The 23,812-nt window shown below is 66.2% G+C and carries 17 protein-coding genes; 15 read left to right on the top strand and 2 right to left on the bottom strand.

Translation table 11 applies throughout. From position 1 onward, the window contains the following. Positions 1-177: 177 nt before the first annotated feature. The 9 genes from glyS to gad all read left to right on the top strand — a co-directional run bounded on the left by glyS (position 178) and on the right by gad (position 11,762). Complete coding sequence (gene glyS, locus AKJ09_RS27170) at positions 178-2,286, top strand: glycine--tRNA ligase subunit beta (RefSeq protein ID WP_146650683.1); 2,109 nt, start codon at positions 178-180, stop codon at positions 2,284-2,286. A 55-nt stretch (positions 2,287-2,341) separates the two neighbouring features. Continuing rightward, positions 2,342-3,565 (top strand): serine/threonine protein kinase, encoded by a 1,224-nt coding sequence (locus tag AKJ09_RS27165; protein ID WP_146650681.1) that lies wholly within the window; start codon positions 2,342-2,344, stop codon positions 3,563-3,565. Positions 3,566-3,658: 93 nt separating this feature from the next. Continuing rightward, on the top strand, positions 3,659-6,412 hold the full coding sequence (gene ppdK, locus AKJ09_RS27160) for a pyruvate, phosphate dikinase (protein WP_146655669.1): 2,754 nt from the start codon (positions 3,659-3,661) through the stop codon (positions 6,410-6,412). 327 nt (positions 6,413-6,739) lie between these two features. After that, positions 6,740-7,174 (top strand): hypothetical protein, encoded by a 435-nt coding sequence (locus AKJ09_RS27155; protein ID WP_146650679.1) that lies wholly within the window; start codon positions 6,740-6,742, stop codon positions 7,172-7,174. Positions 7,175-7,242: 68 nt separating this feature from the next. Continuing rightward, on the top strand, positions 7,243-7,815 hold the full coding sequence (locus AKJ09_RS27150; RefSeq protein ID WP_146650677.1) for a glutathionylspermidine synthase family protein: 573 nt from the start codon (positions 7,243-7,245) through the stop codon (positions 7,813-7,815). 27 nt (positions 7,816-7,842) lie between these two features. Further along, entirely contained in the window at positions 7,843-8,157 is a 315-nt protein-coding gene (locus AKJ09_RS27145; protein WP_146650675.1) for a hypothetical protein, read from the top strand. Between the two features lie 236 nt (positions 8,158-8,393). Beyond that, positions 8,394-9,131 (top strand): hypothetical protein, encoded by a 738-nt coding sequence (locus AKJ09_RS53330; RefSeq protein WP_169927905.1) that lies wholly within the window; start codon positions 8,394-8,396, stop codon positions 9,129-9,131. After that, complete coding sequence (locus AKJ09_RS27140; RefSeq protein ID WP_169927904.1) at positions 9,128-10,135, top strand: MBL fold metallo-hydrolase; 1,008 nt, start codon at positions 9,128-9,130, stop codon at positions 10,133-10,135. Before AKJ09_RS53330 ends, AKJ09_RS27140 begins: the two co-directional genes overlap by 4 nt. 232 nt (positions 10,136-10,367) lie before the next feature. Further along, positions 10,368-11,762, top strand: a complete 1,395-nt coding sequence (gene gad, locus AKJ09_RS27135) for a glutamate decarboxylase (protein WP_146650671.1) — start codon at positions 10,368-10,370, stop codon at positions 11,760-11,762. A gap of 86 nt (positions 11,763-11,848) precedes the next feature. Here the strand turns inward: gad and AKJ09_RS27130 are convergent, their stop codons facing one another. After that, positions 11,849-13,450, bottom strand: coding sequence for a hypothetical protein (locus tag AKJ09_RS27130; protein ID WP_146650669.1), 1,602 nt, complete (start codon positions 13,448-13,450; stop codon positions 11,849-11,851). A gap of 163 nt (positions 13,451-13,613) precedes the next feature. Further along, on the bottom strand, positions 13,614-15,347 hold the full coding sequence (locus tag AKJ09_RS27125; RefSeq protein ID WP_169927903.1) for a CRTAC1 family protein: 1,734 nt from the start codon (positions 15,345-15,347) through the stop codon (positions 13,614-13,616). 270 nt (positions 15,348-15,617) lie between these two features. Here AKJ09_RS27125 and AKJ09_RS53325 point away from each other — a divergent pair, with 270 nt between their 5' ends. The 6 genes from AKJ09_RS53325 (at position 15,618) to AKJ09_RS27100 (ending at position 23,614) form a co-directional block, all read left to right on the top strand. Then, positions 15,618-16,286: a hypothetical protein gene (locus AKJ09_RS53325; RefSeq protein WP_169927902.1), complete on the top strand. Its 669-nt coding sequence runs from the start codon at positions 15,618-15,620 to the stop codon at positions 16,284-16,286. 79 nt (positions 16,287-16,365) lie between these two features. Further along, complete coding sequence (locus AKJ09_RS27115) at positions 16,366-17,025, top strand: hypothetical protein (RefSeq protein ID WP_146650663.1); 660 nt, start codon at positions 16,366-16,368, stop codon at positions 17,023-17,025. Positions 17,026-17,106: 81 nt separating this feature from the next. Then, positions 17,107-17,976 (top strand): hypothetical protein, encoded by an 870-nt coding sequence (locus AKJ09_RS53320; protein ID WP_169927901.1) that lies wholly within the window; start codon positions 17,107-17,109, stop codon positions 17,974-17,976. Between the two features lie 14 nt (positions 17,977-17,990). Next, entirely contained in the window at positions 17,991-18,965 is a 975-nt protein-coding gene (locus AKJ09_RS27110) for a HupE/UreJ family protein (RefSeq protein WP_169927900.1), read from the top strand. 9 nt (positions 18,966-18,974) lie between these two features. Continuing rightward, positions 18,975-20,279 (top strand): porin, encoded by a 1,305-nt coding sequence (locus AKJ09_RS27105; protein ID WP_146650658.1) that lies wholly within the window; start codon positions 18,975-18,977, stop codon positions 20,277-20,279. Then, complete coding sequence (locus tag AKJ09_RS27100) at positions 20,279-23,614, top strand: CehA/McbA family metallohydrolase domain-containing protein (protein WP_146650656.1); 3,336 nt, start codon at positions 20,279-20,281, stop codon at positions 23,612-23,614. Before AKJ09_RS27105 ends, AKJ09_RS27100 begins: the two co-directional genes overlap by 1 nt. The last annotated feature ends 198 nt before the right edge of the window (positions 23,615-23,812 follow it).

Below are 23,812 nucleotides of genomic sequence, written 5' to 3'. Positions count from 1 at the left end.
GGCCAAGCGCAACGACTAGGGGCCGGCGAAGTTTGCAACGGAGCGAGCCGTGCGGAGGAAGAGACGCTCTCGAGCGACGACGGTTATGCGGCGGTTCTGCAACTCCTCATCCGATACGACCACCTGCGGCGCCCCTGTCTCCTTCGCGTCGCGTCTGCTAGCGTGCCCGCAGCGAAGATGGGCAAAACCCTCCTGTTGGAGATCGGAACCGAGGAGCTCCCCTCCTCCTTCGTCGACACTGCACTCGCCGCCATGCCGGCTCTCGCGCGTGCCAAGCTCGAGGCGCTCCGCCTCCCGCATGGTGACGTTCGGGCGGTCGGTACGCCGCGCCGACTCACGTTGATCGTGAGCGATGTTGCCGAACGGCAGCCAGATCTCGACGAAGAAGTCATCGGTCCGCCGGAAACGGCCGCGTTCAAGGATGGCAAGCCGACGAAGGCTGCCGAGGCGTTCGCGAACAAGCTCGGCCTTTCGCTCGACGCGATTCAGGTCGTGGACAAGCCGGCCGCGGGCAAGACGAAGGCGGGTCGTTACGTCGTCGGTCGGCGCAAGGAACAGGGCCGCGACGCACGGGAAATCGTGGGCAAGGCGCTCACCGAACTCTGCACGGAGATCCCCTTCCGCAAGTCGATGCGCTGGGGCGCGGGCGACGCGACGTTCGGCCGGCCCGTCCAGTGGCTGGTCGCGCTCTTCGGCGATCAGGTCATCGACACCAGCTTCGCGGGCGTCCGCTCCGGGCGCACGTCCAAGGGCCACCGCTTCCTCTCGACGGGCGCCGTCGAGATCCCGAGCGCGGACGCGTACGTCGCGAAGATGCGCGATTCGCACGTCATCGTCGATCGCAACGAGCGTGAGAAGACGATGATGGATCGCATCGTCGCGGCGGCGAAGGCCGCGGGCGGCACGTACGATCCCTCCCCCGATCTCGTGAGCGAGAACGCGTCACTCGTCGAGGAGCCGTTCGTGGTCACCGGCGCCTACGATCCGGCGTTCCTCGCCTTGCCCGCCGCCGTCATCCGCTCGGTCGCGCGCGGCCACCAGAAGTACTTCTGCGTGCAGACGAGCGAGACCGAGCTCCTCCCGTCGTACCTCGCCGTGGTCAACACGGCGAACGATCCGGCCCGCATCAGCAAGGGCATGGACCGCGTCATGCGCAGCCGCCTTTCGGACGCGCAGTTCTTCTTCGGCGAGGACAAGAAGGCGAAGCTCGAAGACCGCGTCGAGAAGCTCGCGGGCATCGTCTTCCACAACCGCCTCGGCACCGTTCGCGAGAAGGTGACGCGCATCGAGAAGCTCTCGGGACGCATCGCCGAAGCGCTCGGTCTACCGGAGAAGACGCGCGGGTTCGTGGCGCGCGCCGCGCACCTCTGCAAGTTCGACCTCGTGTCGCTCATGGTCGGCGAGTTCCCCGAGCTCCAGGGCGACATGGGCCGCGTCTACGCCGAAACCGCAGGCGAGGCGCCCGAAGTCGCGAACGCGATTCGTGATCACTACCGCCCGATCGGCGCGGAAGGGCCGGTTGCGCAGGACGACGTGTCGGCGTGCGTCGCACTCGCCGACCGCCTCGATACGCTCGCGGGCTGCTTCGCCGTCGGCCTCTCGCCGACCGGCGCGGCCGACCCGTTCGCACTGCGTCGCGCGTGCATCGCCACGCTTCGCACGTTGCTCGATCGCGGCGCGACCAACCCGGCCTATGCGAAGCTGCCGCTCTCGGAGCTCTTCGGCTGGGCGTACGACGGCATCGAGGGCAAGAAGCTCGACCTCTCCCGCGAGGAGACGGTGGCCAAGCTGCGCGACTTTACCCACGATCGGCTCCGCGGTCTCATCGCGAACGCCACGTCGAACTCCGTGGCCGACGCGGTCTCGGGAGCTAGCGCCGTCGAGTACCCGGTTCACACCCTCGCCCGCGCCCGCGCGGTGTACGCTGCGGTTACCGAGGGCCGCGCCTGGCTCGAGAAGGCTCGCATCGTAGCCAAGCGCCTGTCCGGCATCTCGAAGGAGAGCAAGCCGGTGTTGCACGACAAGTCGGTGTTCGAAAAGGCCGACGACGCCATCATCGTCGAAGTGGTCGGCAAGGTCGATGCGAGCACCCGCGAGCTCCACACGGAAGCCGCGGTGACAGCCGCGCTCGCCCAGGCCGAGGACCTCGCCCAGCGCCTGGACGACGTATTCACACGTACGCTCGTCAACGATCCGAACGACGCGCGCACGCCCCGCCGACTCGAGCTACTCTCTTACGGAGCGCAGTGCATGCTGCGCATCGGAGACTTCTCGAAACTGGGTTGAGTCTTCGTCGTTCTCGTTCTCGCTTCTCGTTTCGCCGCCCCTCCCTCTTCCACGCATGTCCAACAAGTCGGATACGCCGCGACCGTCGCCCAGCATGAGGCCTGGGCCCGAAAGCGTGCGTCCGCGGGCATCGATTCCGGCGCGACCGACGGCGCTCGGCCGCTACGAAGTGATCGGCAAGATCGCGTCGGGCGGTATGGCGTCGATCTACCTCGGTCGCGCGGGAGCAGGCGAAGTCGTGGCCCTCAAGGTGATGAGGAACGACGTCGGTGACGACGACGACGGGAACATGGACCACATGTTCCTCGACGAGGCGAACATCCTCACGCGCCTCGATCACCCGAACATCGTCAAGACGCTCGAGACGGGCGTGGCGAACGGGCAGAAGTTCATCGCGATGGAGCTGCTCGTCGGGCGCACGCTCCAGAACGTGTACGATACATGTGATGAGCGCAGGCTGGGCATCCCGCCGGAGATCGTGGCGTGGATCGGCGCGCGCGTGGCCAGTGCGCTCCACCACGCGCACGAGCTGGCGGACGACGCCGGCAAGCCGCTCGGCATCATCCATCGCGACGTGAACCCTTCGAACGTGTTCCTCACCTTCACCGGTGACGTGAAGCTGTTCGACTTCGGCATGGCGAAGTTCCGAACGCGGCACGCGAAGAGCTCGCCGGGCATCGTGAAAGGCAAGCTCCCCTACCTCGCGCCCGAGCAGATCATGCAGCTCGCGCTCGATCATCGCGCCGACGTGTTCGGTCTCGGCACCACGCTCTGGGAGATGCTGACGATGCGTCGCCTCTTCCACCGTCCGAGCCCGGTGGAGACGGTGAAGGCCGTCCACGTCGGACCGATCCCCGACGTGCGCACGATCATCCCCGAGCTCTCGGCGCGCGTCTCCGACGCCGTCATGCGTTCGCTCCAGCGCAATCGCGAGCATCGTTACGGCACGATGGCTGAGCTCGAACGCGATCTCGACGCCTTCGTCGGCAACAAGCGCGGAGCCATCCCGAGTCAGATCGGCTCGATGCTCGACAGCCTCTTCCCGCACGAACGCAAGCGTCAGCTCGGTTGGCTCAAGCCCGTGATCACCGCGGGCGGCGTGCCTTCGAGACCGCCGCCGTCGGTACGTGTCCCTTCGATGACGCCGCCGCCGGTCAACGTGACTCCGTCCGTACCGCCCGCGGCACTTGGGAAGAGCGTGTCGGTGAAGCCGCCGCCTCCCTTGCCGTCGCTGCCTTCGCGCCCTCCTCCGCCTCGGCCCGGGAACAAGCGCGACTGATCGTCACGGTGTTCGTTCGCCTCCGCCGCACTCGTTTCGGATAGCGGGGCTGAACCACCACGCGCGTCCACTCTGGTGTAGGGTGGGCGCGTGATGAAGTACGTCTACTCGTTCGGCGAAGGCAAGGCAGAGGGCGACTCGAAGCGCAAGGACCTGCTCGGCGGCAAGGGCGCCGGCCTTGCGGAGATGACTTCGCTCGGGCTGCCGGTTCCCCCCGGCTTCACGATCTCGACCGAGGCGTGCACCGTGTTCTCGCAGACCCGCAAGATGCCGGCGGAGCTCGGCCCCGCGGTGGACGAGGCACTGGCGCGTCTCGAAAAGAACGTCGGCATGCGCTTCGGCGACCCGTCCGCACCGCTGCTCGTCAGCGTGCGCTCCGGTGCGCGCGCGTCGATGCCTGGTATGATGGATACGATCCTCAACCTCGGTCTCAACGAGAAGACCTGCGAGGGTCTCGCGAAGCGCACGAACAACCCGCGCTTCGCACTCGATGCGTACCGCCGCTTCATCGCGATGTATTCGGACGTCGCGCTCGGTGTGAAGCGTGACAACTTCGAGCACGCTCTCGACGAGGCCCGCGCCCGCGTGGCGAAGGCCAAGGGGATCGATGGCACGCGCCTCAACGGTGAAGAACTCCGCCGCAAGGTGACCGACGCCGACATCACCGAAGACGAGCTTCGCAACGTCGTCGTCGCGTTCAAGAAGATCGTGAAGGAGAAGACCGGCAAGGACTTCCCCGAGGATCCGAAGGAGCAGCTCTGGGGCGCCATCGGCGCGGTGTTCGAGTCGTGGAACAACCACCGCGCGATCGTCTACCGCCGCATGCACGACATCCCCGACAGCTGGGGCACTGCATGCAATGTGCAGGCAATGGTCTTCGGCAACATGGGCGATACGAGCGCCACGGGCGTTGCCTTCACGCGCGACCCGTCGACCGGCGAGCGCCTGCTCTACGGTGAGTGGCTGCCGAACGCGCAGGGTGAAGACGTCGTCGCGGGTATCCGCACGCCGCTCCCGATCCTCGCCGCCAACGTGAAGCCGGGCCACACGGATTCGCTCGAGCAGAAGATGCCCGAGGCCTTCAAGACCCTCGTGTCGATCGGTCAGAAGCTCGAGAAGCACTTCCGCGACATGCAGGATCTCGAGTTCACCATCCAAGACGGCAAGCTCTACATGCTGCAGTGCCGTAACGCGAAGCGCACCGGCAAGGCCGCCGTGCGCGTCGCCGTGGAGATGGTGAAGGAAGGCCTCATCGACAAGGAAGAGGCGGTCCTTCGCGTCGACCCGGCCTCGCTCGATCAGCTGCTCCACCCCACGCTCGATCCCACCGCGCCGAAGACGCTCCTCGCGAAGGGCCTCTCGGCGAGCCCGGGCGCAGCCCAGGGCAAGATCGTCTTCTCGGCCGACGAGGCGGAGAAGCGTGCGAACGCCGGTGAAGCCGTCATCCTCGTGCGCGTCGAGACGTCGCCCGAAGACATCCACGGCATGAAGGCGGCGCGCGGTATTCTCACCGCACGCGGCGGCATGACCTCGCACGCGGCCGTCGTCGCGCGCGGCATGGGCAAGCCTTGCGTCGCAGGGTGCTCGGCGCTCGCGGTGAACTACCAGGAGCAGACCGTCATCGTCACGCAGTACGACGAAGGCGGGCGCCCGCAGGGCAGCGTCACGCTCAAGCGCGGCGACGTCATCACGATCGACGGCGGCGCAGGCCACGTCTACCAGGGCGCCGTTCCCACCGTGAACGCTTCGCTCACCGGCGAGTTCAGCGAGCTCATGGCCTGGGCCGACGAGGCGCGCAAGATGAAGGTGCGCGCCAACGCGGACACCCCGCTCGACGCCCGCACCGCGCGAGGCTTCGGCGCCGAAGGCATCGGCCTCTGCCGCACCGAGCACATGTTCTTCGACGAGGAGCGCATCCGCGCCATGCGCGAGATGATCCTCGCCGACGACGTGGCCGCCCGCGAGAAGGCGCTCGCCAAGATCCTGCCCCACCAGCGCCAGGACTTCGTCGAGATCTTCCGGGAGATGAAGGGCTTCCCGGTCACCATCCGCCTCCTCGATCCGCCGCTCCACGAGTTCCTCCCCACGGAGAAGGCGCACATCGAAGAGCTCGCGAAGCTCATGAACGTGTCGGTCGCGCGCCTCGAGCAGCGCATCAAGGACCTGCACGAGTTCAACCCGATGCTCGGCCACCGCGGCTGCCGCCTCGCGATCACCTACCCGGAGATCTACGCGATGCAGGTGCGCGCCATCCTCGAGGCCGCTGCCGCCGTCACGGCCGAGGGCAACTCGGTCACGCCGGAGATCATGATCCCGCTCGCGATGACGCGCGAAGAGCTCGTGCGCATGCGCCAGATCGTCGACAAGGTCTCAGCCGAAGTCTCCGCGAAGGGCACGCCGGTCTCGTTCGCCTTCGGCACGATGATCGAGCTGCCGCGCGCCGCCGTTCGCGCGAACGAGCTCGCCGAAGTCGCCGAGTTCTTCTCGTTCGGAACCAACGACCTCACGCAGTGCACGATGGGCCTCTCGCGCGACGACGCGGGCAAGTTCCTCCCGGCCTACGTCGAGGGCGGCATCCTTCCGAAAGATCCCTTCGTCTCGATCGACATCGATGGTGTCGGCTCGCTCGTCAAGGTGGCGGTCGAGCGCGGTCGCGCCACGAAGTCGAACATCAAGCTCGGCGTCTGCGGCGAGCACGGTGGTGATCCCGAAAGCGTGAAGTTCTTCCACGGCGCCGGCCTCGACTACGTGTCGTGCTCTCCGTTCCGCGTCACCATCGCTCGCCTCGCGGCGGCCCAAGCCGAAGTCGCGGCGAAGAAGGGGCGAGCGGGCAGCACCACCGCCTGATCTTCGAGTTCGGTCACACGCCGAATTCAGTCACGCCCCAAGGCCCGCGACGACGCAACGATGAGCGTCTCGCGGGCCTTGATGCATTTGCAGCGCGCGCCGCCTTCCGACGGGTCGATCGTCGGATTTCCGACACGTCGATGGTCGTGCAATCGTGTCCGCGGATCTTCCAAGCCTGAAAGCTTTGGAGCGATCGGACCCCAAATTCCCCGTATTTTCTTTTGGCACGTATCTCGCTTTATACGCGGGTGCACCGCGCGAGTGGCCATCCCCCCCCTGGCCCAGCGCGGTGTTTTTCTTTTGTTCGCGAGGCGTAGCATCGAGGCGATGTACCGCGAGCATGCAGGACCTCCGCCGCCCGATCCGCTCGAGAAGGCGCGTCAGAACGCACGAACCTGCGGCTTGATCCAGCTCGGGACCGCGGTGACGACGCTCGTCACGCTCTCCTCGCTGGCGTTGCAGCTCGCGACCTCGACGGTGCCGCGCCGGATGGGGATCGATCCCGTCGTCTACGCCGAGTTCAAGACCACGGCGCTCCTCGTCGGACTCGCGTGGTCCGCGGTGCAGGGAGCGTGGGCCGGCATCAACCACTGGGGCCTCCAGAGGCGTTCGAAAGCCGCCTTCGTGTCGTCCGTCCTGTTCGCGCTCACGAACGTCTTCACGTGCTTCACCTCGATCTTCGGCGGCATCCTCCTCTACTTCCTCTTCCGAAGAGAAATGAAGGACTGGTTCGCCTCGCGCATCGGAACCTCGCCACGTTGACCGAGACGCGGCCTCTTCGTGTCGGCCCGCGCGTCGGAGCGCAAGCGTTCTCTCGGATTCGACGCAAGATGGAGCTCTCTCACTTCAAGTGGGATGCTCAGATCGGCGACGTCACCACGCTCACGCCGTATGCGCTGCTGATCACGCCCTCGACGTGGAACGAGCTCGCACGGCTCGCAGAAGCACTCACCCGAGAGACGCTCGCCATGGAAGCCGAGCTCCTCGGACGACCGGAGCTCCACGACGAGCTCGCGCTCCCGAGACCACTGCGCGAGCTACTCCAGCGCGGTGAGCCGACGCCTTCAGCCGTGCGGACGATGCGCTTCGACTTCCACTACACGACCGATGGTTGGCGCATCTCGGAGGTGAACAGTGACGTTCCCGGAGGCTTCACCGAGGCCTCCGCCTTCACGCAATACATGTCGAACGCAACGCCGGGAACGCGCCCCACGGGTGATCCCACGAAGGCCATCGTCGACGCGATGGAGCGAGTCATCGGTCGTTCCGGCAAATCGGGGGTCGTGGCACTCATGAACGCGCCGGGCCACATGGAGGACCATCAAGTGGTCGCGCACCTGGCCTCGACTCTTTGCGCTCGTGGACGACGCCTTCCGAGCTCCCGTCGATGCCTACGCGCGTGACGTTGCCGTTCTGATCGAGGAGAGAGATTGACGCCCGAAGACATCCATCGACGGTGGGCGCCCGATGATGGGCCGTGGAGTCCTTGGGTCAAGCCGGTGCTCTTCGCGGCGCTTCGGTTGCACGATGGAATGGAGGCTCCGGCTCGGGTCGTCGAGTTGCCGCGGTCGTTCGCGTCGCTCGAGCGAGACGTGCTCGGGCCACTCCTCGAAGCACGCGTGTCGACTCCCGAACATCCGTATCGCGAGAAGGCGGTCGCCCGTGACACCGCCGTCGTCGTCGACTTGCCAGGCGAGCGCGGTGCGGAAGTCGGAGTCGCCTTCGCCATCAGCCGAATCTCCTGAGGCGAATGGTGCGCTCCGTCCGACGTCAGCTCCTGCCTCTGCGAGCAGACGGCGCCTTTGGTGAGTTCATCGGACCGTCTTCGGGCTGAACGCGCCCCCCGGAGAGTCGGACCATGAGGTGCCCAGACCGGGGCGACGGAGATCCATACGGACCGGCACCCGTGCCAACTTCTCAGGCTTTTTCGGGATGTGACGGCCCAAGGAACCTCGGTACGACATGTGCACATATACAACACATGTCCTGGCGATACGTTCTCTCGGTAGGTGCGGTCGGCGTCGCAGCGATGATGCTAGGTGGCTGCGCGGCCTCCTCCGACGACGGGTCCGATCCGGAGGCGAACACGCAAGACGTGTCGTCGATTCCGTCCGAGGGCATGCCGAGCTGGATCCAGGGCCTGCAGTGGATGGGATGGCTGAAGGAGAACTACCCGGAGTGGTACCTCACGTCGAACCCTTCGGAGGTCGACGCCCGACCGTGGGGCGAAGGTTACGACCCGCGGACCAACCCCGTCTTCTCGCACAACACGATCGAGATCGTCGGCGTCACGCCACGTGACGTTCTCGCCTTGCTACAGGCCGGGCGCTCGGACACGTACTACCAGAACTCGGGGCCCGCCCTCGATTGCGACACCGGCGAAGCGGTCACGCTCTCGCTCGGGACGAAGTATTGCTGGACGACCTTCGGCTCGGTTCAGCACATGCAGATCGTCGAGCTCGTCTCCGGCGACGACGAATCCGTGATCGCTTGGGAGGGCGGCCAGTTCGGCGTCCATGCTTACCATCGCTGGATCATGCGAAAGACGAGCGAGGGTACACACGTCATCACCGAAGAATGCGAACACGGCCTCATGCCGAGCATCTTCATTTACAAGAACAAGATGAATCCGTCGCTCCGCGATGGGCACGAACTCTGGCTCCATGGAATGCAGGCCAAGCTCACCGGCCAGCCCTCCGAGCTGCGGGCCACACCGTGACGTTCCCGAGATTCGCACGCGCGGGCGCGCTCCTCGCGGTCACGCTCCTCGTGGGATGCTCGCACGACGCGACGGACGACGGTGACACCTCCGCAGACGCCCTCAGCATGGGCGACTTGGCGGCCGCATACGCAAAGCAAACGGTGGTCGACCTCGGTCCCGGCGTTCATGCGGTGCTCGGCAAAGGCGGCAACTCAGTCGTCATTGAAGACGACGAGACTCTCGTCTTCGATACGAAGTTCGGTACGACCTGGCCGCTCGACGGCGCCCAATCGTTGCACCGGTGGATTGGCGACAATGTGTCGGCCCCGGTCACCTCGATCGTCAATTCGCATTACCATTACGATCACACGTGGGGAAATGCGCTTTACCCCGGCGCTGAGGTCTACGCCCATGCGGACTCGCGGGCGCTCATGCTCGCCGTCGATCCGGAGACGTGGGGAACGGAGAGTCAGCCGCGCGTGGGACTCCCGACCAAGACTCTCGAGCCGATCACGATCATTCCGGTCGGCAAGCGCTCGGTGGAAGTCCACCTTGCGGGGCGCGGGCACACCGCAGGTGATGCGTGGCTGCGTATTCCCAGGGCGAGTTTGGGCCCCTCGGCAACGTCGGACGTGATCGCCACGGGCGATCTGGTCTTCAATACGTACTATCCGTTCTTCGACGAAGACAACGACGGTTCGTCCCTCGCGGGTGACATCCAAGCTCTGCACGACCTCACGCAGGCCTTCCCCGACGCACGGTTCGTCCCCGGACATGGGCCTGTCTGCAATGCGAGCGACATCGAGGCGTATGCCACCTACTTGCAGGAGATGCTCGACGCCATCCGTGATTCGATCGCCGAGGGCCTCGACGAAGACGGTGCCGTTCGACGTGTCGGCCCGAGCCGATGGAAGCGGCTCATTCTGCCGTCGCCGCATCACGGCATCGCGTGGGCCACGGCCGAGTCGAGCTTCCGCGCCGCCTTTCGCATCGTGAAGAAGCAGGGTAACGGCGCCCGCTGAGATCGCGCGATCGCGCGCTGCGAGCGAAACGTTCGGTTGAGCGTTCGGTTGAGCGCGCCGCCCGAGAACGTGTCTCCGCGTGCGCTCCCGCTCGCTTGCGCCGTGTGCACTCCCGCTCGCTTGCGCCACGAGCATTCCGGTGTCGCAGTCGTTTGGGTGGTTCGCACGGAAGACGCTGCGCACATTCCTCCCGCGGCTTCGCCGCTCTTCGTAAGCACAACGGGAGGACATCATGCCTTTGCACGCGCGCAGCGAGGTCAGCACGAACATCAACGACGACGTGTACGCGTCTACGGACCTGTCCGTCGTCATGCCCAAGTACAAGATGGCGATTTACGAGCACAGCGCGGCTCATGCGTATCAGGTCGTGCATGACGAGCTGATGCTCGACGGCAACGCGCGCATGAACCTCGCCACGTTCTGTCAGACCTGGTCCGAGCCAGAAGTCCACAAGCTCATGGACGAGTGCCTCGACAAGAACATGATCGACAAGGATGAGTATCCGCAGACCGCGGAGCTCGAGGCGCGCTGCGTACAGATGCTCGCCGATCTCTGGCACGCACCGGAGGCGGCGGATACGATGGGCTGCTCCACGACGGGGTCGAGCGAAGCGGCCATGCTCGGCGGCCTCGCGCTGAAATGGAACTGGCGCAAGAACCGTCTGGCGCAAAAAAAGTCCGACGCCAAACCGAATCTCGTGTGCGGCCCGGTGCAGATCTGCTGGCACAAGTTCGCGCGCTACTTCGATGTCGAGCTGCGCCAGATCCCCCTCGAGCCGGGTCAAATCGGCATGACGGCGAAGCAGATTGCCCAGTATTGCGACGAGAACACGATCGGTGTCGTTCCCACGCTCGGCGTCACGTTCACGCTCCAATACGAACCGGTGGAGCAAATCAATCGCGCGCTCGACGAAATCCAGAAGAAGACGGGCCTCGACATTCCGATTCACGTCGACGCGGCGAGCGGCGGATTCATCGCGCCGTTCCTGCACGAGGACGTGAAATGGGATTTCCAGCTACCGCGCGTCAAATCGATCAATGCGTCGGGTCACAAGTTCGGTCTCACGCCGCTCGGATGCGGCTGGTGCGTGTGGCGCGAGAAAAGCGACCTGCCGGAGGAGCTGATCTTCAACGTCGACTATCTCGGCGGCAACATGCCGACCTTCGCGCTGAACTTCTCGCGCCCCGGCGGCCAGACGGCCATCCAGTACTACAACTTCCTCCGCCTCGGTCGTGAGGGCTATCGCAAGATCCACCAGGCCTGCGCCGAGACCGCGAAATTCCTCGCCGAGGAGATCCGGAAGATCGGCGCGTTCGACATCGTCTACGACGGAATCGGAGGTATTCCGGGCGTGTGCTGGACGCTCAAGAAGAACGGGCACCCGGGCAACTTCACGCTCTACGACATCGCCGATCGCCTCCGCGTCCGCGGCTGGCAGGTTCCGGCCTATCCGCTCCCCAAGAACCGCGAAGACATCATCGTGCAGCGCGTGCTGATTCGTCACGGCGTGAGCCGCGATCTCGCGAAGATCCTCGTCGACGACATCAAGGCGTCGGTCGGCTTCTTCAAAGGTCACCCGATCACGACGCCGCTCAATGAGAAGGAAGGCACCAGCTACCACCACTGAGCGAGAGCGTCCGCGGTCATGACGGCGAGGCCTCCATCTCCCGAACGGAGATTCGGGGGCCTCGCTTTTCAGACGGAGTTCGAAGCTCAGAACGCGTGGACGTCTTCGGCGACGCCGGGAACGGAGGCGGGCAACGTCCAGGTGACGCCCACCGCCGTTTTCGAATCCGCGGGCACACCGTCACCGCCTTTGCCGGCCTTCGCAACGGCGCCGTTGATCAAGGCGGGCGCGCCGCCCGAATGCGCAATACCAATGCTTGGACCGCCGGCTCCGCTGCCGCTCACGCCCGGCCGTCCGCCAGCGCCGCCCGCAACGCCGGCGATCGCGCCGGGCTTGGCCGCCCCCGGTTGGCCACCGGCACTGGGCTCGGCGCCGAGTGTTCCCTTGCCCCCCGCGCCGCCACTGCCCGCATGCAATTCAGCAGCGTCGAACGTGAGCCCCTCGCTCTTCAACATCAGGACCGCGATCGATGCCGCGCCCCCCTTGCCGGCAGTCCCCGCGACACCGGGACAACCTCCGGCGCCCCCGCCAGGGCCCGTGGCGCCACTCGCGTAGTAGGCCTCCTTGTCCGGCTTGCATGTCGCGCCATCGAAATTCGACTCGCCGTTTCCGCCCTTCCCTCCGGTGCCAGGCCCACCGTTTTGCCCGGGCGTGCCGTCAGCCGGAACGTACCCGCCAGCACCGAGTTGCCCAATCGAGGTCGCGCTCGCGCCGTCCAGGCCAACGCTTCCGGAGGCTCCACCATTTGCCTTCGCAGGGCCATTCGTCGGAACGATCCCGATGTAGGTCTTCCATCTGAATAGCTCGATGGTCGACCCTCCCTGCGTCGTCGTAAACTTCTTGCATTGGTACCGGCCGCCGTCGCCACCTACGCCGCCAGGATCGAGGGTAACTCCCCCGCATGTTCCCGTGCCTCCCTTGGCCCCCGGCACGCTGAAGTCCATGGGGATGTTCGGAAAGATGACGATGAATTCGCCCCCGTTTTTATCGGTGCCCGCAGCGCCGTCGACACCTGTCGCCGATGCGGGTAGAGCGATCGGCGTAGGCTCGACACCAGGCTCGCCGCTCATTCCGTTGCCGGACGAGATCGAGCTCTTCACGACCTTCAAGAGCTTCGCGTTCTGCGCGACGAAGCCAATGGAGGAAGGACTCTCCACCGTGGCGTTGGGGGCGACGACGTCGAAGTTGGCGAAGCTCGTGTCGTTCAGGATGTCGCTGGCACGAAGCGCGGGAATCGTCGGGGAGACGATCTTCGAGCGCGCGTCGGTCGCCACCCACTTCGTGGCGCAGTCGAAGCCGCCGATGACCGAGACGGCATTCGCGATGACGACTGCCTCGTTGTAGGTCCCCTTGCAGACGTAGACGCGCTTCGCGGAGGCCTTGGCCTTTTCGATGGCCGCCGAGATCGACGAGAGCGGCTTCGCTCGCGTTCCTTCGCCGTCGGGTGTGCCGATCAGCGAAACGAACAAGCCGAACTTCTCGGTCAGCTCGTCTTCTTTTGGTGTTCCGCCGATGAGGGGGGGCGGAGCATCGGGCGGAAGCGCAGGCGTTTCGGTGCTCGAGGCCGTCGGAGCAGGTGCAGGTGCAGGTGCAGGGTCACTGTCGCCGTCCGACCCTCCGAACACGGAGCATCCGCCAAGCAGCACGAACGTGCCAAACAGACCATTCAGTAACGTACGAGTTCTCATGTGCCCCCTCGTCGGTCGGATGCGCACGATGGTTGCGTCCATATTCGCGCGACGCGGTTGCTATGCCCCATTGGGCAGAGCTCTGCAATGCCCCTAGGGGGTAAGCCCGCTCATTACGCACCGTCCGCGGATCCGACGAGAGGGCAAGACTAGGGGCAGGACACTAGCGTGCAGGGGTCAGCGTCTTCTCGCCGTAGGTGGCGCGGAGATACGTGGAGAGCGAGAACGCGTCCGGGCCGTACGTGTCGACCGTACCATCGGGCCAGCGGATCTCGAGCGATGCCTGGTTCTTGTCGTCGAGGCATGCGCCGGTGTCGCCCAGGCCGAAGAGGAGCGTCGAGCCGTCGATGCTGTCGTAGGTGCCGCGGCTCGACTTCTTCTCGCGGAGCACGATCTTGTTGCCGATGCGAACGGTGACGCGCGTACCGAAGGCGTCGCGGTGGACCTTCGTTCCGTCACCGCGCACCTGGATAGCGAGCCACTGGCCGTCCTGGCCCACACGATTCTCGAAGAGGAAGTTCGGCCGGCCACCGCCCTGATCGCGACCGCCCACGAGGAGATCGGCGTCGCCGTCGTGATCGATGTCCGCGAAGGCCAGGTTCTGCCCGGCCTTCATGCGCTTGGCGGCCCCGGTGGGATCGTTGATGCCGGAGACGAGGCCAACGCTCTCGAAGTTGCCGTCTTCCTTCTGGTGGAAGAGCCCGAACCAGCCCTTCTGCTGCTCGTCGGAGAAGTTGCCTTCGTACTTGTCGGTGCGCGTGACGGCGAGGTCGAGGCGGCCGTCGTTGTCGTAATCGACCATCGCCGCGTCGATGTCCCCCTCGTTGAAGGGCAGGCCTCGATCGAGGAAGACGTTCGTGAACGTGAACCCGTTGGCCTCGCCGCCGTTGAGGAGCAGCTGCGTGGGATCGCTCCAGAGGCGGCTGTCGTCCGAACCGTCGGCGTGGCTGATCGTCGCCATCCAGATGTCGAGGACGCCGTCGTTGTCGACGTCGCCGCAGTCGATCCCGAAGCCGTTGGCGCCGTAGATTTTCCCCGACGGCTGAGGGTTGCGGCCGTGGCCGGTCTGCGCGTTGTAGTAGTTGCCGGTGGCGAGGGCGTGGAAGCCGCGTGCCTCGGCGACGTTGACGAACGTGCCGTCCCCCTGGTTCTCCCAGAGCTGCTTCCAGCCGTTCAGAATCGAGACACCGTACGTGGAGACGAAGATGTCCTGGTCGCCGTCGTTGTCGTAGTCGCAGGCGACGAGCCCGTTCGTGGGCTGCGAGGGAATGGTTCCACGGAGTGCGGTCGACGAGGCATCGCGGAACGTGCCGTCGCCGTTGCCGAAGAGGAAAGCGTTCTTCGTCGAGAAGGACGACTGACCGTTGCCCAGGAAGAGATCGACCTTTCCGTCTCCGTCGAAGTCGGCGAACACGGCGTTGGCGGCGTACGCGATCTTCTCTACGCCGGCGTTCGCCTTGGGCGTGAAATGCCCCTGGCCGTCGTTCAGCAGGATCTGGCTCGTACTCCCGGTGAGATCGATGTCGAGCCCGGCAAACGCATCTTGGTCACCGTCGTTGTCGACATCCGCGAAGGCCAGGAATCCCGCCTGGACCTTGCGCAGACCACTCTCGTCGGACGCGTCGCGGAACGTGCCGTCGTGGTTGTTCAGGAAGACGAGGTGCTCGAACGGAACTCCTCCCTGAGGATTCGGGAAGAGCGAGTGCATGACGGCGTCGTCCCAGCCGTCGCCGTCGATGTCCACCAGCGCGAGGCGGCTGTGATCGTTAATCGGAATCGGCGTCGCTGGGTTGGGCGTGAAGTTGTTCTTCTGGATGCCGCTCTTCTCCGAGACGTCGACGAAGAAGTCCGCCTGCGGCCGAGAGGCCGGTGCTGCCTTGCAGGCCGTGCCCGACACCGTACCTCCGTCCGCGTCGTTCGCCGCCGCGGGTCTCCCGCCGTCCGAACTGGCTGAGCTAGAGCAGGCGGCGACCGCTCCGAAGGTGAGGAGAAGTGCAGGGAGGGCCCGGAAAGCTAGGACGCGCGGCATGTGGAGATTTCCCGATTTCGTTAATGCCCGAGGCAGTGCCTCGTCATTTGAATTTCGACATGGCTGCACGTCGTGCGGAGGGCCGATGGTAGCCAGAGGGCGAGCCAGAGGGCGAGCCATGCTAGTGTTTCGAGTGTCGTGACGCAGATTGTCAGGCGGGGAGCGATGGTGGGCATCGTCGTGGGGGCCGGATGGGCCTCCGCTTGCACGGCCTACGACCGCGACGAGTACGCCTCGCTCGTTGCTGCAGCTTCGCCGGCTCACCTGGATGGCGGCAAGCCCGATGAGGGTAGCGGAGGATTCGACGGCTCGGACCCAGTGGGCGACGGTGGAGAGTCCGCCGTTGACGCGAACGAGGATGCGCCCGTCACCGACGATGGGGGCGCCCCGATTTGCGGACCGTCGGTCCAACAGGGAAGCTGGGTCACGATCGAACATCCGAGCGGCACGGCGCCAAGCCCCACCGGCGGAGAGATCGTGGCCGGAACGTATGTCCTCACGGCCTACCGAGCCTATCCCTCCGCGCCCGTGACCGACGGCCAGGTGCGAGAAACCATCCAGGTGACGACGACCTCGAAGACCACGGGCACGCTCGCACACCTCGTCGAGCGGAAAGACGCGAGCGGCCGCGCCGGGCCTACAGGGTTCGTGCAAACGTTCCGACTCGGGACCGCCGATCAAACCATCGTCACGGGGAACGTTTGCCCGACCACCACATTAGGCGACGCCCTCTACTACAGCGCCACGCCGACGATGTTCGCCATCGTGACCGTCCCGCTCGTCCGCGAGTACACGAAGGTTCCCTGATCGCTTCGCCGCGTGACATGTCCGTGACAGCGGCGGCTCGGCCACATCGTCCGGTCTCCGGGCTGATAGATACGAGGGCATGCGACGCTCCCGCGCCGCCTTCGTTGCCTTCGCGCTGCTCGGTCTCGGCCCGCTGACGCTTATCGTCGGATGCGGGAGCACGGGTCTCTTGCAGGGTGAGGATTACGCGCCGGACGGTGCGATCCTGCAGGCCGCTCCGACCGATCGCGACGCCCTTCGCGACGCGGCGTGCGGTGACGACTGCAACGACGCCGGCGAGGCCTCGGCCCCCGTGCCGGTGGGGGATGGTTCGGCCCTCCCGTCGAACACCTGCGAGACGGCGCGCGAGATCGGCTCGCTCGCGGGAGACCAGCCCGGCGCGATCCTGAAAACCCAGGGAACCTGCTCGGAGTGGCTTCGCTTCCGCGCCACCGAAGAGAACTCGGGCGCGCTCGGCGCCGCGATGAAGATCGCGGTTTCCCTCGTACCGCAGGGCAACGACTTCGATCTCTACGGATACGTGGACCCGAATCGGGATCAGCTCGTGTGCGCGACGCCCACGGCGCGCTCGGAAACGCTAGGCAGCAGCACGAACGAAGCGATCATCCTCACCTGGGGAGAGGGCACCGTCGCCAACGGGGCCGACGATAGCCGCAACGTCGGTCTGCTCGTCTACAGCCCCTACGGACCTTGTCCCGCCAGTGCGGGGTGGTCGCTGACGATCCAGGCGATTCCCTGAGGAACGCGCATCGAGCGTGTGACGAGTCGAGACGCACACTCGTCGCATGGTCGTCACACCGACCACCGATGATGCTCTGCCGTGGCGCACCTGCGCACTCTGCAAGACATCGGACGGCATCGGCTGACGCACTTCTTCGCGATCGGCGCGGTGCTCTACGCGCTCGCGCCGAAGGAGCCCGAACGAGGAGCGATCGCGGTCGACGCCGCGCGCGTGGAGGCAGCCTTGCGCGCCACGCAGGCGAATCGAGGGCATTCGCTTTCGCCTGAGGAAAAGCAGGACGTCGTCGCTTCGGTCGTCGACGAAGAGGTGCTCTTTCGCGAGGGCATTCGTCTTGGCCTCGAAGAGGGTGACGGCATCGTCCGCGGCCGCGTCGCCGATCGCATGCGCGCGCAGCTCGAGAAGTCGGTGCCCGATCCTTCCCTCGAAGACGCCGACATCGACGTGGAACTCGAAAAGCGGAGAGCCGGGCCCGAACTCGTGCACGTCGCCCTGTACTTCGTCTCGAAGGACCACGCCGGCGCCGAGAAGCGCGCCGAGCGGCTCTCGAAGGAGCTCGCGGAGGCAGCGGACGGCGGAGCGGCGCCCGCGGTGGATCCCACTCCGCTTCCCGCCGACGCTTGGTGGACGGCCGATACGCTCGCCCAAGCCGCGGGAGCATCGGTTGCCCAGGGCGCGCTCACGACGCCCATCGGACGAGCGAGCCAGCCCATCAGCGCGGCGTGGGGATATTACGTCGTCGTTCCGCTGGAGCGACGTGCGCCCGACGAAGCGGAGCTCCGCGCGAGCGCTCGTGCGGCGGTCCTCGCGCGCAAGAAGGCGGCCGAGGTCCAGCGTGCCGTCGATCGCGCGCGCAAGGAATACCGCGTCGATGTGCGCGTTCCGGAGGGCATTCCGGCCATCGAGGGTCGTCACGCACGCGCACGCGGACCGGGGGGCGGCGTCGATTGAACGCGCATCGCGTCGTGGCACTCCTCGCGTTGCTCGTCGCGCTGCTCGCCAGCTCGCGCGCGTTCGCGCATGGTCTTCCATCGGCGCGCCTCGACGTCGACGTCGTCTCGAACGAAGAGGCCCTTCTCACACTCGATGCGCCGCCCGGAGCACGCCTGAAGCTCGAAGCGCCCGCGGGATGCTCGCTCACGCCGGTCAGTCCCGTCAGCCAGCGGCTCCGTTGCACGCGCGGGGTCACGGGCTCGGAGCTCGAGCTCGATGGCTTGGGGCTCGACATCGACGTGGTGTTCGCGCGGCTGCGGACGCTCGAGGGAGACGCCTCCGGCTCGGTCGTCACCAAACAGAGCCCGCGCGTCGTCGTGCCGGGGCAACCGTCGCGATGGAACGTCGTCGGTCGCTACGCGCGCCTCGGCGCCGAGCACGTGCTCTCGGGCCTCGACCACGTGCTCTTCATCGTCGCGCTCTTCCTGCAAGCGATCGTCGCCACGGGCGGTTCGCTGCGCCGTGCGGCACGTCGGCTCGCCAAGACCGCCACCGGCTTCACGATCGGCCACAGCCTCACGCTGACGGCCACGACGCTCGGCTGGCTGCACTTTCCAAGCATCGTCGCCGAGGCGTGCATCGCCGCGAGCTTGGTCCTCGTCGCGCTGGACATCGGGCGTGACAGTGGGCGCGACGAGGGCGAGTCCAAGCGAGCCGCGCTGGCAGGGGCCTTCGGCCTCGTGCACGGCCTCGGCTTCGCCGGTGCGCTCCAGGAGACGCGCCTGCCGGAACACGCCGTCGCCCTCGGTCTCGCCGCGTTCAACGTCGGTGTCGAGGCCGGCCAGCTCTTGCTGCTCGCCGCCTGCGGTCTCGCCGTGACCGCCCTTCGATTCTCGCTGCCAAAGAGCAGCGCTCTTGCCCGCGTCGTGAATCTTGGCGCCTACGCCGTCGGGGGGACGGGCGCGTTTCTCTTTCTCCTCCGAACGAGCACGCTGCTCCACCGCTGAAAGCTGCCCATGGCCAGTCCCCTCACTTTCGTTCGTACGCCGCTCGGGCGCATCGCTATTGGATTTCTCGCCCTCGCTCCGCTCACGGTCGCGAGCACCTCGCACGCCGCGCGTGACGGTGAAGGGCCCGAGGACATCGGAGCCAAGAAGACCGCTCCGCCTCCTGCCGCTCCGCCTCCTGCCGCGGCTGCGGCCACCGACACCGCGCAAACGACGCCCACGTCGGTGTCGCCCGATACCGCGCAGCCTGCTCCTCCCGGCGCCGAGCCCGCGCCTTCGGCCTGGGACTTGGCGATCTACGGCTACCTGCGGATGGCGTACGACTTCACGCAGAAGGACGATCGCTACGACTTCATCGGCAAGAACAACGGCTTCGTGCTCGACAGCGCGCGCGTGGGCGTGCAGGCGAAGAACCGCGAGTACAACGCGACGTTCCGCGTGTCGATCGAAGGCGCTTCCGACGTTCTCACCTCACCGAACACGCCGCTCGGCTCGCTCTCGGTGCGCCTCCGCGATGCCTTCGCCCGATGGGATCCCCAGCCGTGGATCGGCATCCAGGCCGGTCAGTTCAAAGCGCCGTTCCAGGAAGAAGAGCTTCGCGGCACGCCCGATCTCATGTTCGCCTCGCGCGCGGTCGGCGTCGACGGCGTGCTCACCGGTCGCGGCTTCGCGCTCTCCGGCATCCAGCTCGATCGCCAGCTCGGCGTCATGATCTCGCCGAGCGCGCCTATCGGCTCACCGGAGTTCGGCATCGCCTACTACCTGATGGTGATGAACGGCAACGGCTCGAACCAGCTGCTCGACGACAACGGCCATCTGGGCCTCGTCGGCCGCGTCGAAGCCAACTGGTCGCGCTACGTGCGCGTCGGCGCCGCCGGCTTCCGGAACGACCGAACCGTCGGCACGCCTCCGAACCTGTACAACGAGGAAGATCTCGGCGTCACGGGCGACGTCGACGTCCATGCCGGCGGCCTCGAGGTGTTCGGCGCCGTCACGCACCTCGCCACCGACTACCCGACCGTCGGTGCGAGCCAGCGCGTCCAGCTCGCCTTCCACGCGCAAGCCGCCTACCGCTTCGACCTGCCCGGCTTCTTCCTCGCGCCGGCCTACCGCTTCGCCTACTTCGATCCGTGGTCCAAGGGCGGCGGCGAAGGCTTCGATACCTACAAGCTCACGTATCACACCGTCGGCATCCGAGCCGGCCACGCCAAGCTGCCGGTGCAAGCCTGGCTCAACTACACGTTCACGGGCGAAGAGGCCGATCGCAAGCTCACGAACGACCGCCTCGAGATCCTCGGACAGGTGACGTTCTGATGGGCCGGAGGACCGCGCTCTCCGCGCTCCCCATCGTTCTCGCAACCCTGGCCTGGGCCGGCTGCGAGAGTCCGAACGGCGGCGCGTCGGCCAAGCTCGTGACGAATCGAACGCAGCTCGTCGGCGGCGATCGCGCCCTCGGCGATGTGGGCGACTACCTGATCGAGAACGAGAAGATCCGCGTCATCATCCAGAAGCCTGGCTTCTCGCGCGGCTTCGGCGTGTACGGAGGAAGCCTCATCGACGCCGATCTGCGCCGCCCCGACGAGATCGGCTCGAGCGGTGAGCCGAAGGGCAACGACCAGTTCGGCGAGCTCTTCCCGGCGTTCTTCATCCAGGCCGTCGACGTCTCGCGCGTGACCGTCATCGACGACGGAAGCAAAGGCGGGCCGGCGAAGATCATGGCCCAGGGCGAGGCCGGCGACTTCCTCGAGCTCGCCGCACTGCTCAACCGCGCGGTCACCGGCTCGAACATCGACTTCCAGTCGCTCACCAGCCAGGCGCAGCTCCGCTACTCGATCATCTACGAGCTCGAGCCGGGCGCGCCTTGGATCACGGTGCGCTTCCGCGTGCAGAACGTGAGCCCCAAGGCCCTCCAGTTCCCCTCGCAGTTCGCGTCGCAGCTGCTCGGCCTCGTGGGCCTCCCCACGAGCGGCTTCACCGTTCCCGTCGGCGACGTTGCGCTCTTCGGTGCCACGAGCAGCGTGTTCATGCCGGGCATCGGCTTCGACTCTCGCTTCGGCCTCGAGGAGTCGTACCAGAAGAAGGTCGACTTCCCGGCGTTCCCCGGCGTCATCACCGAGTGGATCGCCTCGCGCGGCAACGGTGCGAGCTACGGCATCGCCGTCGAGGAGTCGGACCGCAACTTCGTGCTCGGCAAAAAGGAGATCTACGACGACGGCTCCGTGCCGCTGACGAAGTCGAGCATCCTCGTGCCTTTCAGCGCGAGCTCATTTCTCGGGATGTTCTACGACAGCGCGCCGCCGCAGCTGAAGCCCGACGAGACGTTCGAGACGGTGAAGTACTTCGTCCTCGGCTCGGGCGACGTGGGCTCGGTGCTCGATGGAATCCATCAGCTTCGCAAGACGCAGACCGGACGCATCGCCGGCCTCGTGTTCGACCAAGACAGCGCCCTGCCCTCCACGGGCACGAGCGTCCTCGTCTACCAGCGCGGCAAGAGCGGGCGTCGTATCTTCACCCAGTACGACGTTCGCGAGAACGGCTCCTTTGGCGGCACGCTTCCGCCCGGGAAATACAGCCTCCGCGTGCAAGGCGACGCGCGCCCCTTCGGTGCGTTCGAAGACTTCACGGTCAGGGCCGGAGAGACGACGACGCTGAACCTCACGAGCACGGCCCCGGGGCGCATCGTGGTGCGCATCATCGACGAGGAAGGGCATCCCCTGCCCGCCAAGGCCACCGCCGTCGGCACCTACGGCCCGGAGAACGTGGGGCAGCTCACGCGTCACTTCCTCTTCGATCTGCAGGCCGGAGAGAAGTTCCGTCAGAGCGACCTCGTCGACGACACCACCGACGATCCGGAGACGCGCCGCTACGTCGAACAGTTCGCCTTCACGAAGGATGGCAACGCCGAGCTCCGCGTGCGTCCCGGCAGCTACCGCATCGTGAGCAGCCGCGGACCGGAGTACGAGCTGCAAGAGACCGACGTGGTGGTCGGCCCCAACGAGACGCGTTCGATCGGGCACGTCCTCCATCGCGTGGTGAACACGACGGGGTGGATCGCCGGAGACCTCCACGTCCACAGCCGCAACAGCATCGACAGCGCGATGACGCTCGACGAGCGCGTCCTCGCACTTGCCGCCGAAGGCGTCGAGTGGGCGGTCTCCACCGATCACAACTACGTCACCGATTACGGTCCGTACGTCGCGCGTAACGAGCTCTTTCCGTGGCTCTTCGCGATGGTCGGCGTCGAGATGACGACCCTCGAGTCGGGCCACTTCAACGGCTATCCGCTCCGCTACGATCCCGGGCCGGTCACGCACGGCGCCTTCGCCTGGGCTGGGCGCCCGCCGGACGACATCTGGAACGACATGCGCGCGCTCGGAAGCCTCGGTCCTTCGCGCACGATCATCCAGGTCAACCACCCGCGCGACGGCGTCCTCGGCTACTTCGCGCAGTACAACCGCGATCCGTACACGGCCGGCGAGACCTCGCCGAACCTGGTCCAGCAGGTCATCTCGCCGAAGGGCCCCGCCTTCAAGAACAAGGACGGCAGCACCACCTTCTCGTCGAAGTTCGACGCCATGGAGGTCGCGAACGGAAAGCTGTTCTGGGAGATTCATCACTTCCGTGTTCCCAACGCGCTTCCCAAGGGCGAACTGCCCGCCGACATCCCGCCCGCCGGAACGATTCTCAAGGGCGCCAATGGCCTCCCGGGATTTCCGGGCGTCGTCGAAGATTGGTTCAATCTGCTGAACCTCGGCCACAAGTTCATCGCCGTCGGAACGGGCGACACGCACTCGGGCACCGACGAGGCCGGGCAGTTCCGCACCATGGTCTACGTGGGCGACGATCGGCCCATCGCCCTGACCGAGGACATTCTCGTCGATGCCATGCGCCGCCGGCGCGTCATCGCCACCAACGCACCGCTCGTCGACTTCTACGTCGACGACTCGACCAGCGGCGTGATGGGGCAGACCATCCGCAATTCGACGGGCAAGGTGCGCCTCGGCTATCGCCTCACCAGCGCACCGTGGGTGAGCGTCGCGCGCCTCAACATCTGGCGAAACGGCATTCTCGCAAAGGTCGTCGAGGTGAATCCCAATCGGGATCTCGCCGCACGCCCTCAGGTCGACACACTCGATCTCGACATGGCCACCGACGCGAGCGGCACGCCCATCGACAGCTGGTTCGTGGTCGAGGCCATTGGCTACAAGAGCTTCTTCCCCGTCGTGAAGCCGCAGGAGGTCCCGCCGGTTCTCCTCACCGACGCCGTCGCCGCGCTCGCCGGTCCGCTCGGCCTCGGCAGCGACGAGTTCGGCGCGCTTCGTCCGCCGGATGTTTTCCCGGTCACGGCTTACGCCATCACGAATCCCGTCTGGGTCACGACGGGGCCCGGCGAGTTCCATCCTCCCGGCCCCGTGCCGCTCGAGATCCTCGATCGGCCGGAGAACGATCCGAAGATGCAGGCGTTCGTCTACCCAACGTCCACGGTCAAAGCTCCGAAGGTGACGCGCAAGATGATCGCCCAGAGCCGCACGATCGATCGCTTCGAGCCACGCGGGAAAGTCCCCCTCTTCTACCCCCGCGCCGACAACCCCTTCGACGTCCGCAAGTCGATGGCCCGCTTCGGCCACATGGCGGGCCACGTCGAATAATCACAGCGCGGGCGGGCCGGGCTCGCGCTCCGATTCCATCCGTCTAGCAGCTCGTCGCTTGGCGTATCCGGTGGCCAATAGCCGTAACGTGCGACGAAGTATTTGCCGTCGCGGCTACCGGTCCTCACTTCGAGGTTGTGCGCGTTCGGCTTGATTCCCTTGGTCCCGGTTCTCCGGCCGATTGAAGGAATTGCGCGG

The sequence above is a fragment of the Labilithrix luteola genome, from assembly GCF_001263205.1.
In the GTDB taxonomy this organism is placed as follows: domain Bacteria; phylum Myxococcota_A; class Polyangia; order Polyangiales; family Polyangiaceae; genus Labilithrix; species Labilithrix luteola.
Note: the sequence above shows the minus strand (reverse complement) of the source record. Positions and strands in the feature narration are given on the sequence as shown.

What these genes read in the sequence shown, in the direction of transcription:
- AKJ09_RS27155 (WP_146650679.1), top strand. Translation starts at nt 6,740, where the DNA reads ATGTACCGCGAGCATGCAGGACCTCCGCCGCCCGATCCGCTCGAGAAG.
- AKJ09_RS27130 (WP_146650669.1), bottom strand. Translation starts at nt 13,450, where the DNA reads ATGAGAACTCGTACGTTACTGAATGGTCTGTTTGGCACGTTCGTGCTG.
- AKJ09_RS27115 (WP_146650663.1), top strand. Translation starts at nt 16,366, where the DNA reads ATGCGACGCTCCCGCGCCGCCTTCGTTGCCTTCGCGCTGCTCGGTCTC.
- gad (WP_146650671.1), top strand. Translation starts at nt 10,368, where the DNA reads ATGCCTTTGCACGCGCGCAGCGAGGTCAGCACGAACATCAACGACGAC.
- AKJ09_RS53330 (WP_169927905.1), top strand. Translation starts at nt 8,394, where the DNA reads ATGTCCTGGCGATACGTTCTCTCGGTAGGTGCGGTCGGCGTCGCAGCG.
- glyS (WP_146650683.1), top strand. Translation starts at nt 178, where the DNA reads ATGGGCAAAACCCTCCTGTTGGAGATCGGAACCGAGGAGCTCCCCTCC.
- ppdK (WP_146655669.1), top strand. Translation starts at nt 3,659, where the DNA reads ATGAAGTACGTCTACTCGTTCGGCGAAGGCAAGGCAGAGGGCGACTCG.
- AKJ09_RS27165 (WP_146650681.1), top strand. Translation starts at nt 2,342, where the DNA reads ATGTCCAACAAGTCGGATACGCCGCGACCGTCGCCCAGCATGAGGCCT.
- AKJ09_RS27150 (WP_146650677.1), top strand. Translation starts at nt 7,243, where the DNA reads ATGGAGCTCTCTCACTTCAAGTGGGATGCTCAGATCGGCGACGTCACC.
- AKJ09_RS27100 (WP_146650656.1), top strand. Translation starts at nt 20,279, where the DNA reads ATGGGCCGGAGGACCGCGCTCTCCGCGCTCCCCATCGTTCTCGCAACC.
- AKJ09_RS27105 (WP_146650658.1), top strand. Translation starts at nt 18,975, where the DNA reads ATGGCCAGTCCCCTCACTTTCGTTCGTACGCCGCTCGGGCGCATCGCT.